The following is a 16,502-nucleotide window of genomic DNA, read 5'->3' on the forward strand; positions in this document are numbered from 1 at the left end:
GGCGACTCCCCGTGACCAGCGGGAAATCGCTTTCGCCCGTCAGCCCTCGTCGGTCAGCTTACGGGTGTGCAACTGCCGTGCCACCTCGGCGATCGAGCCCGAGAGGGAGGGATACACGGTGAACGCGTTCGCGATCTGTTCGACCGTCAGATTGTTGTCGACCGCGATCGAGATGGGGTGGATCAGTTCCGAGGCGCGCGGCGCGACGACCACACCGCCGACCACGATCCCGGTGCCCGGACGGCAGAAGATCTTCACGAAGCCGTCCCGGATGCCCTGCATCTTGGCGCGCGGGTTGCGCAGCAGGGGCAGCTTGACGACCCGGGCGTCGATCTTGCCCGCGTCGACGTCGGCCTGCGAGTACCCCACGGTGGCGATCTCGGGGTCGGTGAAGACGTTGGAGGACACCGTCTTGAGGTTCAGCGGCGTGACCGCGTCGCCGAGGAAGTGGTACATGGCGATACGTCCCTGCATCGCCGCCACCGAGGCGAGGGCGAAGATGCCGGTCACGTCACCGGCCGCGTACACGCCCGGGGCCGTGGTCCTGGACACCTTGTCGGTCCAGATGTGCCCGGAGTCCCTGACCTTGACCCCGGCCTCCTCCAGACCCATGCCGCTGCTGTTCGGAATGGCGCCGACGGCCATCAGGCAGTGCGAGCCGCTGATGACGCGGCCGTCGGAGAGGGTGACCTCCACCCGGTCGCCGACCCGCTTGGCGGACTCGGCGCGCGAACGGGCCATGACGTTCATGCCACGGCGCCGGAAGACGTCCTCCAGCACCGCCGCCGCGTCCGGGTCCTCGCCCGGCAGCACGCGGTCACGGCTGGAGACGAGGGTGACGCGCGAGCCGAGCGCCTGGTAGGCGCCGGCGAACTCGGCTCCGGTGACACCGGACCCGACCACGATGAGCTCCTCGGGCAGCTCGTCCAGGTCGTACACCTGCGTCCAGTTCAGGATCCGTTCGCCGTCCGGCTGCGCGTCGGGCAGCTCACGGGGGTGCCCGCCGGTGGCGATGAGGACGGCGTCGGCGACGAGTGTCTCCTCCGTACCGTCCGCGGCGCGCACGACGACCTTGCGCGAGCCGTCCAGGGACTGCATGCCCTCCAGCCGGCCCCGGCCGCGCAGCACGCGCGCGCCGGCCCGGGTGACGGAGGCGGTGATGTCGTGCGACTGGGCCAGCGCCAGCCGCTTCACCCGGCGGTTGACCTTGCCGAGGTCGACCCCGACCACCCGCGCGGACCGCTCCGACGGCGGGGTGTCGTCGGCGACGATGATGCCGAGCTCCTCGTACGACGAATCGAAGGTCGTCATCACCTCGGCCGTGGCGATGAGGGTCTTCGACGGCACGCAGTCGGTGAGCACCGACGCCCCGCCCAGGCCGTCGCAGTCGACGACGGTCACCTCCGCGCCGAGCTGGGCGGCCACCAGGGCCGCCTCGTATCCGCCGGGTCCGCCACCGATGATCACGATCCGAGTCACGTACTCCATTGTCCCGCACGCTTCAAGGTGCCGGCGCCCCGGGGGCCGCCGACCGCGTATTCGAGCCGCTTCTGTTACGCGGGAGGCGTACGTGTTCACTGCCGTACCCTCGACCACATGTCGCTCTACGCCGCGTACGCCGGCAATCTCGACCCGCGGCTCATGACGCGCCGCGCCCCGCACTCGCCGCTGCGCGCCACCGGCTGGCTGAACGGCTGGCGGCTGACCTTCGGGGGCGAGCACATGGGGTGGGAGGGTGCGCTCGTGACCCTCGTCGAGGCGCCCCGTTCGCAGGTTTTCGTGGCCCTGTACGACATCGCTCCCCTGGACGAGGACTCCATGGACCGCTGGGAGGGCGTGGGCCTCGACATCTACCGCAGGATGCGGGTACGGGTGCACACGCTGGAGGGCGAGGAACCCGCGTGGGTGTACGTCCTGAACGGGTACGAGGGCGGCCTCCCCTCCGCTCGCTACCTCGGTGAGATCGCCGACGCGGCGGAGTCGGCGGGAGCGCCGCACGACTATGTGATGGAGCTGCGCAAGCGCCCCTGCTGACAGGTGCGCTCCCTCTCGTCGGAAACGACAAGACAACGATCGCAAGACCGTGAGCTCTGGCATCTACGCGCGTAGGCCCCGACCGGCTACCCTCATGCGCGTGAACGCATCTCTTCTTCCGGACGACATCCACGGCGACCCCTACGCCGCTGCCGACGCCGCCGCCACACGCCTGCGGGAGCTCACGGGCGCCGAGACCCACGACGTCGCGCTCGTGATGGGCTCCGGCTGGGCTCCGGCCGCGGACGCCCTCGGCTCCCCCGAGGCCGAGTTCCCGGTCACCGAGCTGCCCGGGTTCCCCCCGCCCGCGGTCGAGGGCCACGGCGGCAAGGTCCGCTCGTACCTGATCGGCGACAAGCGGGCCCTGGTCTTCCTCGGGCGCACCCACTACTACGAGGGCCGCGGTGTCGCCGCCGTCGCGCACGGTGTCCGTACGGCCGTCGCCGCGGGCTGCAAGACCCTCGTGCTCACCAACGGCTGTGGTGGCCTGCGCGCGGACATGCGTCCCGGCCAGCCGGTGCTGATCAGCGACCACATCAACCTGACGGCGACCTCCCCGATCGTCGGGGCGAACTTCGTCGACCTCACCGACCTCTACTCCCCGCGTCTGCGCGCCCTCTGCAAGGAGGTGGACCCCACCCTGGAGGAGGGCGTCTACGCGCAGTTCACCGGGCCGCACTACGAGACGCCGGCCGAGATCCGGATGGCCCGCGCCATCGGGGCCGACCTCGTCGGCATGTCCACGGTCCTGGAGGCCATCGCCGCGCGCGAGGCCGGGGCCGAGGTGCTGGGCATCTCCCTGGTCACGAACCTCGCCGCCGGTATGACGGGCGAGCCGCTGAACCACGAGGAGGTCCTCCAGGCGGGCCGTGACTCCGCGACCCGCATGGGCGCGCTGCTCACCCAGGTCCTGGACCGCCTGTAGGAGCCACGCCCCTGCCCCCCGGCGCGCCCCGGTCCCCGGGTGTGCCTCGGTCCCCTGACGCGCCCCGGTCCCCAGGTGTGCCGTGCGACGGTGTGCCGTCCGGCCGCGGGCGGGCGGGGCCGGACATGCGGTTCCCCCCTGCTCCCCGGGCGGGGTCGCGTCCCGGATCTCCGGGCGGGCGGAACAGGACCCGGGCGGGTGCGGTCGCGTGGGGGCCGGTCGCGCGTTTCCCCGCGCCTCCGGAACGGGCAGGGAAGGCGGCGGGGGCGGACAAGCCCGCCGCGGCCGGGGTATACAGCAAGGCACCACAGACAGAGAGGTACACCCGACGTGCAGGACGAACTCATCGCGCGGGCCGAGGCGTGGCTGGCCGAGGACCCCGACGCGGAGACCCGTGAGGAACTCGCCAAGCTCATCGACGCCCGCGACGTCACCGAGCTCGCCGCACGCTTCAGCGGCACCCTCCAGTTCGGCACCGCGGGTTTGCGGGGCGAACTCGGCGCGGGCCCGATGCGTATGAACCGCGCGGTGGTCATCCGCGCCGCCGCCGGCCTGGCCGCGTACCTCAAGGCGAAGGGCGAGACGGGCGGTCTCGTCGTCATCGGCTACGACGCCCGCCACAAGTCCGCCGACTTCGCGCGCGACACCGCCGCGGTGATGACGGGCGCGGGCCTGCGGGCCGCCGTGCTCCCCCGCCCCCTCCCCACGCCCGTCCTGGCCTACGCCGTACGGCACCTCGGTGCCGTGGCGGGCGTCGAGGTCACCGCCAGCCACAACCCGCCCCGCGACAACGGCTACAAGGTGTACCTGGGCGACGGCTCCCAGATCGTCCCCCCGGCGGACGCCGGGATCGCGGCCGAGATCGACGCCGTCACCCGCCTCGACACCGTCCCCCGCCCGGACAGCGGCTGGGAGACCCTCGACGAGGGCGTCCTGAACGCCTATCTGGCCCGTACGGACGCGGTACTCGACGAGGGCTCCCCCCGCACCGCCCGCACCGTCTACACGGCGATGCACGGCGTCGGCAAGGACGTCCTGCTCGCCGCGTTCGCCCGCGCCGGCTTCCCCGCCCCCGTACTGGTCGCCGAACAGGCCGAGCCGGACCCGGATTTCCCCACCGTCGCCTTCCCGAACCCGGAAGAGCCCGGCGCGATGGACCTCGCCTTCGCGAAAGCCCGTGAGACGGATCCCGATCTGATCATCGCCAACGACCCCGACGCGGACCGCTGCGCGGTGGCCGTGAAGGGCCGCGAGGGAACGGACTGGCGGATGCTGCGCGGCGACGAGGTCGGCACGCTGCTCGCCCGGCACCTGGTCGACCGCGGAGCCCGCGGCACCTTCGCCGAGTCGATCGTCTCCTCCTCCCTCCTCGGCCGGATCGCCGAGAAGGCGGGTCTGGCGTACGAGGAGACCCTGACCGGCTTCAAGTGGATCGCCCGCGTGGAGGACCTGCGCTACGGCTACGAGGAGGCGCTCGGCTACTGCGTCGACCCCGAGGGCGTGCGTGACAAGGACGGCATCACCGCGGCCCTCCTGATCACGGAGCTCGCCTCCCGGCTCAAGGAGGACGGCCGCACCCTGCTGGACCTGCTCGACGACATCGCCGTGGAGCACGGCCTGCACGCCACGGACCAGCTCTCCGTCCGGGTCGAGGACCTCTCGGTGATCGCGAACGCCATGCGCAGCCTGCGCGAGCGGCCTCCGACGCTGCTGGCGGGCCTGCCCGTCACCAAGGCCGAGGACCTCACCCTGGGCACGGACAGGCTCCCGCCCACGGACGGTCTGCGCTACACGCTGGACGGCGCCCGCGTCATCGTCCGCCCCAGCGGCACGGAGCCGAAGCTGAAGTGCTACCTGGAGGTCGTGGTCCCGGTCGGCTCGCACGCCGGACTCCCCGCGGCCCACGCCGAGGCCGCCGAGCTGCTCACCGCCATCAAGCGCGACCTGTCGGCGGCGGCCGGCATCTGACACCGGTCCGGTGGGCCCACCGAGCTGGACCGGGTGGGCCCACCGAGCGGGTCACGCGGCCCCACGGAGCGGGGCCGGGCCCACCGGGCGCCCCGCACCACCCCTCCACCGCCCTTACGGGTGATTTCCGCCCGGCACTTGACGCAGCGCTCCCGTGCGCCGCCACCCGACCGAGGAACGGTTACCGGTAGCGCACCGCCGAGTCCCAGGAGCTGCCGCGTGTCCCCGACCGCTTCCCGGCCGACATCCGCCCCGTCCCGGAACTCCCCCGGCGGCCTCCTCCCGGACGCCACCCCGAGCGGCCGGCTCCCCGGGGCCGCGGCCGGCCTCGCGGCCTCTCTCCGCACCCAGCTGGGCCGGGCCGCCCCCGCGCTGCTCGCCTACGCGGCCGTACGTCTGGTGGGGCTGCTCGTCCTCGCGCTCTGGGCGCACGCCCAGCACCACGGCGTCCGGCCGATCCTGGCGACGCAGTGGGACGCGAACTGGTACCTGGGCATCGCGCGGCACGGCTACGCACACCGGCTGGGCACGGCCCACGACGCCAACAACCTCGCCTTCTTCCCGCTCTACCCGTTCCTGGTGAGGGCGGTCGCGGCGCTGACGCCGGGCACCGCCGCGACGGCGGGCCTGCTGATCACGGTGGCCGCCTCCTTCCTCGCCGCGTGGGGGGTCTTCGCCGTCGGACACCGTCTCCACGGCCGCCGCGCGGCCGTGCTGCTGACCGTCCTGTGGGCGGCCCTCCCGGTCGGTCTCGTGCAGTGGATGGGGTACACGGAGTCCCTGTTCACCGCGTTCGCGGCCTGGTCGCTGTACGCGGTGCTCAGCGAACGCTGGCTCTGGGCGGGCTGGCTGGCGGCGCTGTCCGGCCTGACCCGCCCCACCGGCATCGCGGTCGCGGCCGCCGTCACCGTCACGGCGCTGCTCGCACTGCGCCACCGCTTCTCCTCCCGTGCCCTCGTGGCCGCCGCCGTCGCCCCCGCCGGCTGGCTCGCCTACGTCGGCTGGGTGGGGCTGCGCCTCGGCCGCTGGGACGGCTACTTCGCCGTACAGCGCCTCTGGCACAACGAGTGGGACGGCGGCGCCGAGACCCTGCGCCGGATGCGGGAGGTACTCGTCACCGACTCGACGCCCGAGCTGTTCCTGGTGATGGTGACGGTGACGCTGGCGGCCTGCACGGCGCTCTACGTCCTGTGCGTCTGGGACCGCCAGCCGCTCCCCCTGCTGCTCTTCACCGGCGTCCTGCTGCTCATCGTGCTGGGCAGCGGCGGCGTCTACTTCCCCCGGGCCCGCTTCCTCCTGCCGGGCTTCCCGCTGCTGCTCCCGGTGGCCCTGTACCTGTCGCGGGCGTCACGCCGCTTCCTGACGCTGGCCCTGGGCACCGCGGTACTGGGAGGCGCGTACTGCGGCGCGTACATGGTCCTGGTCTGGCCGAGCGCGCCCTGAACGGCGTCCGCCGGGTGTCCCGAGCCCCCCTCGCCCCGCGACGCGGGATGCCGCGCACGGGCCGGACACGGGGTCCGGCCGGCCCCGCCCGGCCCCGCCCTATCCGAAACGCCCGTTCACGTAGTCCGTCGTACGCGGGTCCCGCGGGTCCCGCGGGTCCCGCGGGTTGTCGAACATCGCGTCCGTGGACTCGTGTTCGACGATGCCACCGGGAGTGCCCTGCTCGGCGAGGAAGAACGCGCCGCCGGGCTGCCGGAGCCCCTCGCGAGCCGGTCCTTCACCACGTCGCGGTGAGCGTCGTCCGCTGGTGGGCCTCACGGGCGACCCGGCGCCGTCGGGGAGGCGGACGGACGGGACAACGGGCGATCGGGGCTGCGGACCGGCGGGACGGCCGGCGGTCGTACGCGGCGGCCACGCTCCTCACCCACCCCGGCGAACGGGCACCGCCCGGCCACCACCCCGGTGAACCGGCGACAGCCCACCCGTCTCAGCTCCGTGGCGTCAGCCCACCGCGAGCAGGATGGCCAGCACCACGGCCCCCGCGAGCGCGGGACCCATGACCTCGTACGCCCAGCGCACGCTGACCGCGCCCTGCCCCCCTTCGGTGGCCGGGTGCGCCTCGGCGAGCTCGCGCAGGTCGTCCATGGCCTGGTCGGCCTGGGCGCGCGCGGGCGCGGGCGACGCCGTGGCCGGGGACACGCGCCCGCCGCTGTCGGCCGCCGCCCCCCGCGCCTGCCGCTTGGCCGCGCGCTTGCGGGAGCGCAGCGAGACGGGGATCGACCACAGTTGGTACTTGGCGCCGTCGGTGGTGACGACCTCGTTGGAGTAGCCGGAGCGCAGCGTGGCGATCGCGCTCCAGGGCACCACGATCACGCGGAACGGGTTGCGCACGCGCAGCCGCTCCTCGTTCGCGAAGACGGCCGGGCGCAGGGTGAAGGCGCTCACCAGCGGAACCAGCAGGATCAGCGCGGCGAGCGTCAGCCACGGGGTGCGCCCGTGTCCCGAGACCAGCGCGTCGATGCCGAGCCAGCCGATGATGGCGAGCAGCACCACGCCGCCCGCGATGCCGGCGGACGACCGGTAGATCCGGTCCCTCGACTCGGGGTGCGAGGCGTCCGGCGGGGGTGGCTGGTGATCGGGCGTCGTCATGCCCCCGATTCTGCCCGACGGTCGACGGCGGCCTCCTCCGCCCCCGCCGCGACGCCCGTTCCCCCACCCCCGCGACCTCGCCGCTTCCCACCGAGCGGCCGCACCACCCCGCCACCGCCCACCGACCCGCCACGCCGCCCGCCGCCGCCCGCCCGCCGCGCCGCACCGGCCGCGCCGCCGCCCCACCCGCGACGCCGCCCCGCCGCCGACCCGCGCACCACCCGCCACCCGCCACCCGCCTCCACACCCCGCCCGCCCCTCTCCCCCGCTTTCCCCCATCACCCGTCCCGGGGCTGTACAGCCGCTACGCGCGTAGATATGCTCGGGTGGTGACCATGCCCACCACCGCACCCTCCCCCAAGCACTCGACATCGCTCGAGCAGGGTGGTGCCCCCACCCACGCACTCGGCGACGTGACCTCGTCCGACAGCACCCTGCGCCGCTTCCTGCACGGGTTGCCCGGCGTCGACGCGGTCGGCCTGGAGGCGCGCGCCGCCTCGCTCGGCACCCGTTCCATCAAGACGACCGCGAAGGCGTACGCGATCGACCTCGCCATCTCGATGGTCGACCTGACGACGCTGGAAGGCGCGGACACCCCGGGCAAGGTCCGGGCGCTCGGCGTCAAGGCGGTCCACCCGGACCCGACCGACCGCACGGCGCCCGCCACCGCCGCGGTCTGCGTCTATCCCGACATGGTGGCCACCGCCAAGGAGGCCGTGGCCGGCTCCGGTGTGAAGGTCGCCTCCGTGGCCACCGCCTTCCCGGCGGGACGCGCCGCGCTCGACGTGAAGCTGGCCGACGTGCGGGACGCCGTCGCCGCGGGCGCCGACGAGATCGACATGGTCATCGACCGCGGGGCGTTCCTCGCGGGCCACTACCTGAAGGTGTACGACGAGATCGTCGCGGTGAAGGAGGCCTCGGGCGCCGCCCGCCTGAAGGTCATCTTCGAGACCGGCGAGCTGTCCACCTACGACAACATCCGCCGGGCCTCCTGGCTCGGCATGCTGGCCGGCGCGGACTTCATCAAGACGTCCACCGGCAAGGTGGCCGTCAACGCGACGCCGTCGAACACGCTGCTCATGCTGGAGGCGGTCCGCGACTTCCGCGCGCAGACCGGCGTCCAGGTCGGCGTGAAGCCGGCCGGCGGCATCCGTACCACCAAGGACGCCGTCAAGTTCCTGGTCCTGGTGAACGAGACCGCGGGCGAGGACTGGCTGGACAACCACTGGTTCCGCTTCGGCGCGTCCTCGCTCCTGAACGACCTGCTGATGCAGCGTCAGAAGCTGGCCACCGGCCGCTACTCCGGCCCCGACTACGTGACGGTGGACTGATCACCATGGCATCTGCATTCGAGTACGCGCCCGCGCCCGAGTCCCGCGCGGTCGTCGACATCGCCCCCTCGTACGGCCTGTTCATCGACGGTGAGTTCACCGAGGCGGCGGACGGCAAGGTCTTCAAGACGGTCAGCCCCAGCACGGAGGAGGTCCTCTCCGAGGTCGCCCGGGCGGGCGCCGAGGACGTCGACCGCGGCGTGAAGGCGGCCCGCAGGGCCTTCGAGAAGTGGTCGGCGCTGCCCGGTTCCGAGCGCGCCAAGTACCTCTTCCGCATCGCCCGCATCATCCAGGAGCGCTCCCGCGAGCTCGCCGTCCTGGAGACCCTGGACAACGGCAAGCCCATCAAGGAGACCCGCGACGCCGACCTCCCCCTGGTCGCCGCGCACTTCTTCTACTACGCGGGCTGGGCCGACAAGCTCGACCACGCCGGTTTCGGCGCGAACCCGCGTCCGCTGGGCGTGGCGGGCCAGGTCATCCCCTGGAACTTCCCGCTGCTGATGCTGGCCTGGAAGATCGCCCCGGCGCTGGCGACCGGCAACACCGTCGTCCTCAAGCCCGCCGAGACCACGCCCCTGTCGGCGCTGTTCTTCGCGGACATCTGCCGCCAGGCGGGCCTGCCCAAGGGCGTCGTCAACATCCTTCCGGGATACGGCGACGCGGGCGCGGCCCTCGTCGAGCACCCGGACGTGAACAAGGTCGCCTTCACCGGCTCCACGGCCGTCGGCAAGGCGATCGCCCGCCAGGTGGCCGGCACCGACAAGAAGGTCACGCTCGAACTGGGCGGCAAGGGCGCGAACATCGTCTTCGACGACGCCCCCATCGACCAGGCCGTCGAGGGCATCGTCACCGGGATCTTCTTCAACCAGGGCCAGGTCTGCTGCGCCGGCAGCCGGCTCCTCGTCCAGGAGTCGATCCAGGACGAGCTGCTGGACGCCCTCAAGCGCAGGCTCTCCACCCTGCGGCTGGGCGACCCGCTCGACAAGAACACCGACATCGGCGCGATCAACTCCGCCGAGCAGCTGGCCCGAATCACCTCGCTCGTCGAGCAGGGCGCGGCCGAGGGCGCCGAGCGCTGGTCCCCGGCGTGCGAACTGCCCTCCTCCGGTTACTGGTTCGCCCCGACGCTGTTCACCAACGTCACCCAGGCGCACACCATCGCCCGCGACGAGATCTTCGGCCCGGTGCTGTCCGTCCTCACCTTCCGTACCCCGGACGAGGCCGTCGCCAAGGCCAACAACTCCCAGTACGGCCTGTCGGCGGGCATCTGGACGGAGAAGGGTTCCCGGATCCTGGCCGTCGCGGGCAAGCTGCGCGCGGGCGTCATCTGGTCCAACACGTTCAACAAGTTCGACCCGACCTCGCCGTTCGGCGGATACAAGGAGTCGGGCTTCGGCCGCGAGGGCGGTCGCCACGGCCTGGAGGCGTACCTCGATGTCTGACAAGTCCGAAGAGCAGCGTCTGAGTGTCTTCAAGACCTACAAGCTGTACGTGGGCGGGAAGTTCCCGCGTTCCGAGAGCGGCCGGGTGTACGAGGTGACGGACTCGAAGGGCAAGTGGCTGGCGAACGCCCCGCAGTCGAGCCGCAAGGACGCCCGTGACGCGGTGGTCGCCGCGCGCAAGGCGTTCGGCGGCTGGTCCGGCGCGACCGCGTACAACCGCGGCCAGATCCTCTACCGCGTCGCCGAGATGCTGGAGGGCCGCCGGGACCAGTTCGCGCGCGAGGTCGCGGACGCGGAGGGCCTGTCGAAGGCGAAGGCGGCCGCCCAGGTCGACGCGGCCGTCGACCGCTGGGTCTGGTACGCGGGCTGGACCGACAAGATCGCCCAGGTCGTGGGCGGGGCCAACCCGGTCGCGGGCCCGTTCTTCAACCTGTCGACCCCGGAGCCGACCGGTGTCGTCACCGTCCTCGCGCCCCAGGAGTCCTCGTTCCTCGGCCTGGTCTCGGTGGTCGCCCCGGTGATCGCGACCGGTAACACGGCCGTGGTGATCGCGAGCGAGAGGTCGCCGCTGCCGGCGCTGTCGCTCGGCGAGGTGCTGGCGACCTCCGACCTCCCGGGCGGTGTCGTCAACGTCCTCTCCGGCAGGACGGCGGAGATCGCCGCTCCCCTCGCCGCCCACCAGGACGTCAACGCGATCGACCTCGCGGGCGCGGACGACGTGCTGGCGAAGGAACTGGAGATCGCCGCGGCCGACAACCTGAAGCGGGTCCTGCGTCCACAGCCTGTGGACTACGCGGCGACCCCCGGCATCGAGCGACTCACGGCCTTCCTCGAGACGAAGACCGTCTGGCACCCGACCGGTTCACTGGGCGCGTCGGGCTCGTCGTACTGAGATGGTTCCCCGCGCCCCCCGAGGGGCGCGGGGAACCTCACGCACTCCCCAGCACCCCGAGCGCCTGCCCCACCACCGGCATGCTGCCCAGCGACGGTGCCTGCGCCAGCGGCCGCGTCAGGGACTGCGAGCTCAGCGGCTTGAAGTCGGCCAGCTGGGCGCCGATCCCGTTGTCGAGCGGGTCGACACCGGTGCCCGCGAGCGGGTTGGGCTTGAGTCCCGAGAGCGGACCCGTGATGTATCCGAGCGTGCCGCTCAGCGCCTGCACGCCCGCCTGCGGGTCGAGGTTGCCCGCCGACGCGGGCCGGGTGCGCGTCATGTCGACGGCCGGAGCCGTGTCCGCGGCGGCCGTGCCCGCGCCCGCCCCGAGTGCCGCACCCGCGGTCGCGAGGGCGGCCAGCGCGCGCCGCGCGGTCGGGTTCTTGCCTGATGCGTGTCGTGCCATGACGGGTGCCACCTTCTGCCGCGCAAAGTAATCGATTCATTGCGAAGGGTAGTTGAGGTGTGATGTGCGCTCCAACGACGACCCGCAGGGTCCGCACCGGTCGCGTGATGCCTCAGACTGGTGTCTCGTGAGTCCTCCTCCCCCGATACCGACCCGTGTGGCGCTGCTCTGCGGCCCCTCCGGCTCGGGCAAGTCCCTCGTCGCCGCCCACTCCGGCCTGCCCGTGCTGCGCCTGGACGACTTCTACAAGGAGGGCGACGACCCGACACTGCCGCTGGTGGACGGGAGTTCGGACATCGACTGGGACCACCCGCGGTCGTGGGACGCGGAGAGGGCGGTCGCCGCGATCGAGGAACTGTGCCGTACCGGACGTACGACCGTTCCCGTGTACGACATCTCGCTGAGCGCCCGTACCGGCGCGGAGGCGCTGCGCATCGAACGGACGCCGCTGTTCATCGCGGAGGGCATCTTCGCCGCCGAGATCGTCGAGCACTGCCGTGAACTGGGTCTGCTGGGCGACGCGCTGTGCCTGTCCCGCGGTCCGGTGACGACGTTCCGCCGGCGCTTCGTGCGGGATCTCAAGGAGGGCCGCAAGTCGGTCCCGTTCCTGCTCCGTCGCGGCTGGCGCCTGATGCGCGCCGAACGCTCGATCGTGGCGCGTCAGACCACGTTGGGCGCACACCCGTGCGACAAGGACGAGGCCCTGGGCCGGCTGGCCGCGGCGGCCGGCGCCACGCACAGCCGTACGGCGGCGGCGTAGCCGCGGGCCTCGGCGACACGCCGGGCCCGCACACGAAAAGAGGCCCAGGCGGACCCCCCGGTCCGCCCGGACCTTTTCCGTTTCCCCCGTGGTTCCCCGCGGTCCCCCCGGAACCGTTCCCCGCGCGAACCGCTTTCCCCCGCTGCCTTCAGGCGACGAGCTCCCCGAAGGACTCCTCCTCGTCACGGCCGAAGCTGAGGACCTCGTCCTCGCGCATCCGGCGCAGCGACCGCCAGATGCTCGACTTGACCGTGCCGACACTGATGTCGAGGATCTGCGCGATCTCCGGGTCCGTGCGGCCCTCGTAGTAACGGAGGACCAGCATGGTGCGCTGGAGTTCGGGCAGCCGGGCCAGCGCCTGCCACAGCACGGCGCGCAGCTCGGTGCCGCGCATCGCGTCCGTGTCACCCGCGGTCTCCGGCAGTTCCTCGGTCGGATATTCGTTCAGTTTGCGGCGGCGCCACGCGCTGATGTGCAGATTCGTCATCGTGCGACGGAGGTAGCCCCCGACCGCCGCCTTGTCACTGATCCGCTCCCAGGCCCGGTACGTCGAGAACAGTGCGCTCTGCAACAGGTCCTCGGCCTCGAAACGATCCCCCGTCAGGTGGTAGGCGGTCGCGTACAGGGAGGCGCGGCGCTCCTGGACGTAGGCGGTGAACTCCGCCTCCGACAGGGAGCGACGCTCCCCCGTGCCCTCCCCGTAGGCGGCTCCCCCGTGAGCTCCGCCGACCGTGCCCGCGGCGGTGGCCGCCGCGGTGTTCTCCCCCGTGAGACCGTCAACCACCGTCATGTACGCGGTGTGCTGACGCCCGGTGCCGCGAGCGCACCCCCGCGGGCTCACGGCACCGGACTTCTCGGTGCCCCGGGTGACGTCGTGGAGCCGCGTGACAACTGCGCTCGTGCTGGTGCCGTGCAGCGTGTTCATCTCGCGCCCCCCGTCGTGGAGTCCCGGTTTCATTCCAACGCGCCCGGAGCCTGTCGTGCCTCGGCCCCGCGCTCGCTCCGTGCTTCCTTGCTTGTGTCGAAAAGCTTGCCCGGGCCACTTCATGGCCGTGTCCGCCGACTGTCACAGACCTGTCACAGGGCCCCCTCGCGGGCGCGTCACAGCGCGATCACGGAGAAGAACGGTAGGGCCGCTCGGGCGCCCTCCGATGCGTCCCTTCTGTGCGAGAGATGGGTGGGAGCGCTCCAACTGTCGAAAGACCCCCTCACCATGGGCCAGAATGACGTCCGTGCCTTCCCTGTTGCTGATCGAGGACGACGACGCCATCCGTACGGCCCTGGAGCTCTCTTTGACTCGCCAGGGACACCGTGTGGCCACCGCTGCCACCGGCGAGGACGGTCTGAAGCTGCTGCGTGAGCAGCGGCCGGACCTGATCGTGCTGGATGTGATGCTGCCCGGCATCGACGGGTTCGAGGTGTGCCGGCGCATCCGGCGCACGGACCAGTTGCCCATCATTCTGCTGACCGCGCGCAGCGACGACATCGACGTGGTGGTCGGGCTGGAGTCCGGCGCCGACGACTATGTCGTCAAACCGGTGCAGGGACGGGTGCTCGACGCCCGTATCAGGGCCGTGCTGCGCCGAGGCGAGCGCGAGGCCAACGACTCGGCGTCGTTCGGCTCCCTCGTCATCGACCGGGCGGCGATGACGGTCACCAAGAACGGCGAGGACCTCCAGCTGACGCCCACCGAGCTGCGGCTGCTCCTGGAGCTGAGCCGCCGTCCCGGACAGGCGCTGTCCCGCCAGCAGTTGCTGCGACTGGTCTGGGAGCACGACTACCTGGGCGACTCGCGTCTGGTGGACGCGTGTGTGCAGCGGCTGCGCGCGAAGGTCGAGGACGTCCCGTCCTCCCCCACGCTCATCCGTACGGTCCGCGGGGTCGGCTACCGGCTGGACAGTCCTCAGTGACCCCACCGCAGGACGGGCTCCGCGGCTGGGCCGCGGCGCGCAAGGCGATACTCGCGGGTCTCCGCTTCACCAGTCTGCGGCTGCGGCTGGTCGTCGTCTTCGGACTCGTCGCGCTCACCGCCGCGGTGTCGGCGTCCGGCATCGCCTACTGGCTCAACCGCGAGGCCGTGCTGACGCGTACGCAGGACGCGGTGCTGCGTGACTTCCAGCAGGAGATGCGCAACCACGCGAGCCTGCTGCCGATGCGCCCGGCGCAGGACGAACTGCAGCGCGCCGCTGGGCAGATGGCGAACAGCAGCCAGCGCTTCAGCGTGCTGCTGGTGGCCCAGGACAACAGCGGCAGGACCGTGGTGGGCAATTCGGAGCTGGACACCTTCACGCTGGAGGACGTGCCCGCGTCCCTCCAGAAGGCGGTGAACAAGCAGCAGTCGCTCTCCTCGAACAACAAGTCGGCCTATCACCTGTACTGGCAGCGCGTCACCGACCACGACAAGCCGTATCTGGTGGGCGGGGCCAAGGTGATCGGCGGGACCACGACCGGCTACATGCTCAAGTCGCTGGAGCCGGAGGCCAAGGACCTCAACTCGCTGGCCTGGTCGCTCGGTATCGCCACCGGCCTCGCCCTGATCGGCTCGGCGCTGCTCGCGCAGGCCGCCGCGACGACGGTCCTGAAGCCGGTGCACCGCCTCGGCATCGCCGCCCGCCGCCTCGGCGAGGGCAAGCTCGACACCCGGCTGCGCGTGTCGGGGACGGACGAACTCGCCGATCTGTCACGGACGTTCAACCACACGGCGGAGGCGCTCGAGAAGCGCGTCGAGGACATGAGCGCCCGCGACGAGGCGTCCCGCCGTTTCGTGGCGGACATGTCCCACGAACTCCGTACGCCCCTCACCGCGATCACCGCGGTGACGGAGATCCTGGAGGAGGAGCTGGACGCGGAGACCGGCAGCGTCGATCCCATGATCGAGCCCGCCGTGCGTCTGGTCGTCAGTGAGACCCGCCGTCTGAACGACCTGGTCGAGAACCTCATGGAAGTCACCCGCTTCGACGCGGGCACCGCCCGGCTCGTCCTCGACGACGTGGACATCGCCGACCAGATCACCGCCTGCATCGACGCCCGCGCCTGGCTGGACGCGGTGGACCTGGACGCGGAGCGCGGCATCATGGCGCGTCTCGACCCGCGCCGCCTCGACGTGATCCTGGCCAACCTGATCGGCAACGCGCTCAAGCACGGCGGCAGTCCGGTACGCGTCTCGGTCCGGGAAGAGGCGGACGACCTGCTGATCGAGGTCCAGGACCACGGTCCGGGCATCCCCGAGGACGTCCTGCCGCACGTCTTCGACCGCTTCTACAAGGCGAGCGCTTCCCGCCCGCGTTCCGAGGGCAGTGGCCTCGGACTGTCGATCGCCCTGGAGAACGCGCACATCCACGGCGGCGAGATCACCGCCGCGAACTCCCCCGAGGGGGGCGCGGTGTTCACGCTCCGGCTTCCGCAGGGCGACTCGGAGCTGCTCGCCGACGACGAACGCGAGCGGAACGGGAACGGCACGGAGGGCGGCGCCGGATGACGACCGTACGACGTCGAGGCGCGCGCCGGTGGCCGGCCGTCCCGCTCCTCGCGCTGCTGCTCGCGGGCTGCGGCATCCGCTCCACCCAGGTCCCCACGGACTTCGGTCCGGCGCCCTCCCGGGTCCCGTGCACCCTGTCCGGCCCGGACATCACCACCCAGGCCTCCCGCGGCATCCCGGTGCAGGTGTTCCTGCTCTGCTCGGGACAGCTGGTGACCGTCGACCGGTCCGTACGGGTGCCCGACGGCGCGACGGAGGGCGCCCGGCGTGTCCTGGTGGCGCAGGGGCTCCTCGACGAGCTCGCCGGGTCGCCCTCCACTCCGGAGCAGCAGGCGGGGTACACGACGGACGTGCGCGGCGGCATGACGGTGAGCGGGCCCCGCCCGCGCGGCCCGAAGGAGCCGGAGGACGCGCTCCGGCTGAGCACCCCGCCCCGGGAACTGACCCCGGCGGCCCTGGCCCAGATCGTCTGCACCTTCTCCGACTCCGCCGCGGCGGAGGACGACGGTTCGGTGATCCTCGGCGGCCCCGACGCGACCGCGCTGCGCCGTTACCGGTGCACGTCGGACGTCCGTTCCGACCCCGCCACGAAGTCCCCGCCGTCCACGGCGCTCGACGGCTCCTGACCACCGGAC

At 72.2% G+C, this 16,502-nt stretch carries 16 protein-coding genes; 11 read left to right on the top strand and 5 right to left on the bottom strand.

The annotated features are described in order from the left end of the window. Positions 1-39: 39 nt before the first annotated feature. Positions 40-1,662, bottom strand: coding sequence for an NAD(P)H-quinone dehydrogenase (locus GFH48_RS16040; RefSeq protein ID WP_228120614.1), 1,623 nt, complete (start codon positions 1,660-1,662; stop codon positions 40-42). Between GFH48_RS16040 and GFH48_RS16045 the strand changes: the two genes are divergently transcribed. The 4 genes from GFH48_RS16045 (at position 1,597) to GFH48_RS16060 (ending at position 6,370) form a co-directional block, all read left to right on the top strand. Next, positions 1,597-2,034: a gamma-glutamylcyclotransferase gene (locus GFH48_RS16045; protein ID WP_054233631.1), complete on the top strand. Its 438-nt coding sequence runs from the start codon at positions 1,597-1,599 to the stop codon at positions 2,032-2,034. The two genes, GFH48_RS16040 and GFH48_RS16045, sit on opposite strands and share 66 nt — an antisense overlap. Positions 2,035-2,134: 100 nt before the next feature. Beyond that, positions 2,135-2,959 (top strand): purine-nucleoside phosphorylase, encoded by an 825-nt coding sequence (locus GFH48_RS16050; protein ID WP_153288936.1) that lies wholly within the window; start codon positions 2,135-2,137, stop codon positions 2,957-2,959. A 330-nt stretch (positions 2,960-3,289) separates the two neighbouring features. Continuing rightward, positions 3,290-4,927 carry a phospho-sugar mutase gene (locus tag GFH48_RS16055; RefSeq protein ID WP_153288937.1) on the top strand — a complete coding sequence of 546 codons (1,638 nt, stop codon included), beginning with the start codon at positions 3,290-3,292 and terminating at the stop codon, positions 4,925-4,927. A 219-nt stretch (positions 4,928-5,146) separates the two neighbouring features. After that, positions 5,147-6,370: a glycosyltransferase family 39 protein gene (locus GFH48_RS16060; protein WP_153288938.1), complete on the top strand. Its 1,224-nt coding sequence runs from the start codon at positions 5,147-5,149 to the stop codon at positions 6,368-6,370. A 99-nt stretch (positions 6,371-6,469) separates the two neighbouring features. Here the strand turns inward: GFH48_RS16060 and GFH48_RS16065 are convergent, their stop codons facing one another. Both GFH48_RS16065 and GFH48_RS16070 read right to left on the bottom strand, forming a co-directional pair. Further along, entirely contained in the window at positions 6,470-6,688 is a 219-nt protein-coding gene (locus GFH48_RS16065; RefSeq protein WP_153288939.1) for a hypothetical protein, read from the bottom strand. A 183-nt stretch (positions 6,689-6,871) separates the two neighbouring features. Further along, positions 6,872-7,519, bottom strand: a complete 648-nt coding sequence (locus GFH48_RS16070) for a PH domain-containing protein (protein WP_153288940.1) — start codon at positions 7,517-7,519, stop codon at positions 6,872-6,874. Positions 7,520-7,854: 335 nt separating this feature from the next. Here GFH48_RS16070 and deoC point away from each other — a divergent pair, with 335 nt between their 5' ends. Genes deoC through GFH48_RS16085 form a run of 3 tightly spaced genes read left to right on the top strand, consistent with a single transcriptional unit; the run spans position 7,855 to position 11,184 of the window. Then, entirely contained in the window at positions 7,855-8,850 is a 996-nt protein-coding gene (gene deoC, locus GFH48_RS16075) for a deoxyribose-phosphate aldolase (RefSeq protein WP_153292934.1), read from the top strand. A 5-nt stretch (positions 8,851-8,855) separates the two neighbouring features. Continuing rightward, positions 8,856-10,292 (top strand): aldehyde dehydrogenase family protein, encoded by a 1,437-nt coding sequence (locus GFH48_RS16080; protein ID WP_153288941.1) that lies wholly within the window; start codon positions 8,856-8,858, stop codon positions 10,290-10,292. Next, positions 10,285-11,184, top strand: a complete 900-nt coding sequence (locus tag GFH48_RS16085) for an aldehyde dehydrogenase family protein (RefSeq protein WP_153288942.1) — start codon at positions 10,285-10,287, stop codon at positions 11,182-11,184. Before GFH48_RS16080 ends, GFH48_RS16085 begins: the two co-directional genes overlap by 8 nt. A 37-nt stretch (positions 11,185-11,221) precedes the next feature. On the opposite strand, the gene GFH48_RS16090 is transcribed toward GFH48_RS16085, so the two are convergent. Beyond that, entirely contained in the window at positions 11,222-11,629 is a 408-nt protein-coding gene (locus tag GFH48_RS16090; protein WP_153288943.1) for a hypothetical protein, read from the bottom strand. Between the two features lie 127 nt (positions 11,630-11,756). On the opposite strand from GFH48_RS16090, the gene GFH48_RS16095 reads away from it, so the two are divergent. Then, positions 11,757-12,389 carry a uridine kinase family protein gene (locus GFH48_RS16095; RefSeq protein ID WP_194280598.1) on the top strand — a complete coding sequence of 211 codons (633 nt, stop codon included), beginning with the start codon at positions 11,757-11,759 and terminating at the stop codon, positions 12,387-12,389. A 148-nt stretch (positions 12,390-12,537) separates the two neighbouring features. Here GFH48_RS16095 and GFH48_RS16100 read toward each other — a convergent pair whose 3' ends face one another. Further along, positions 12,538-13,314, bottom strand: coding sequence for a SigE family RNA polymerase sigma factor (locus tag GFH48_RS16100; protein WP_153288945.1), 777 nt, complete (start codon positions 13,312-13,314; stop codon positions 12,538-12,540). A 307-nt stretch (positions 13,315-13,621) separates the two neighbouring features. Between GFH48_RS16100 and afsQ1 the strand changes: the two genes are divergently transcribed. Genes afsQ1 through GFH48_RS16115 form a run of 3 tightly spaced genes read left to right on the top strand, consistent with a single transcriptional unit; the run spans position 13,622 to position 16,493 of the window. Then, on the top strand, positions 13,622-14,299 hold the full coding sequence (afsQ1, locus tag GFH48_RS16105) for a two-component system response regulator AfsQ1 (protein ID WP_153288946.1): 678 nt from the start codon (positions 13,622-13,624) through the stop codon (positions 14,297-14,299). Further along, the gene (locus GFH48_RS16110) at positions 14,296-15,867 is read left to right on the top strand and encodes a sensor histidine kinase (protein WP_153288947.1); all 1,572 of its coding nucleotides are present in this window, start codon (positions 14,296-14,298) and stop codon (positions 15,865-15,867) included. The genes afsQ1 and GFH48_RS16110 overlap by 4 nt, the downstream gene beginning before the upstream one ends. Further along, positions 15,864-16,493 carry a hypothetical protein gene (locus GFH48_RS16115; protein ID WP_153288948.1) on the top strand — a complete coding sequence of 210 codons (630 nt, stop codon included), beginning with the start codon at positions 15,864-15,866 and terminating at the stop codon, positions 16,491-16,493. The genes GFH48_RS16110 and GFH48_RS16115 overlap by 4 nt, the downstream gene beginning before the upstream one ends. The last annotated feature ends 9 nt before the right edge of the window (positions 16,494-16,502 follow it).

It is taken from the genome of Streptomyces fagopyri (assembly GCF_009498275.1).
Classification (GTDB): Bacteria; Actinomycetota; Actinomycetes; order Streptomycetales; family Streptomycetaceae; genus Streptomyces; species Streptomyces fagopyri.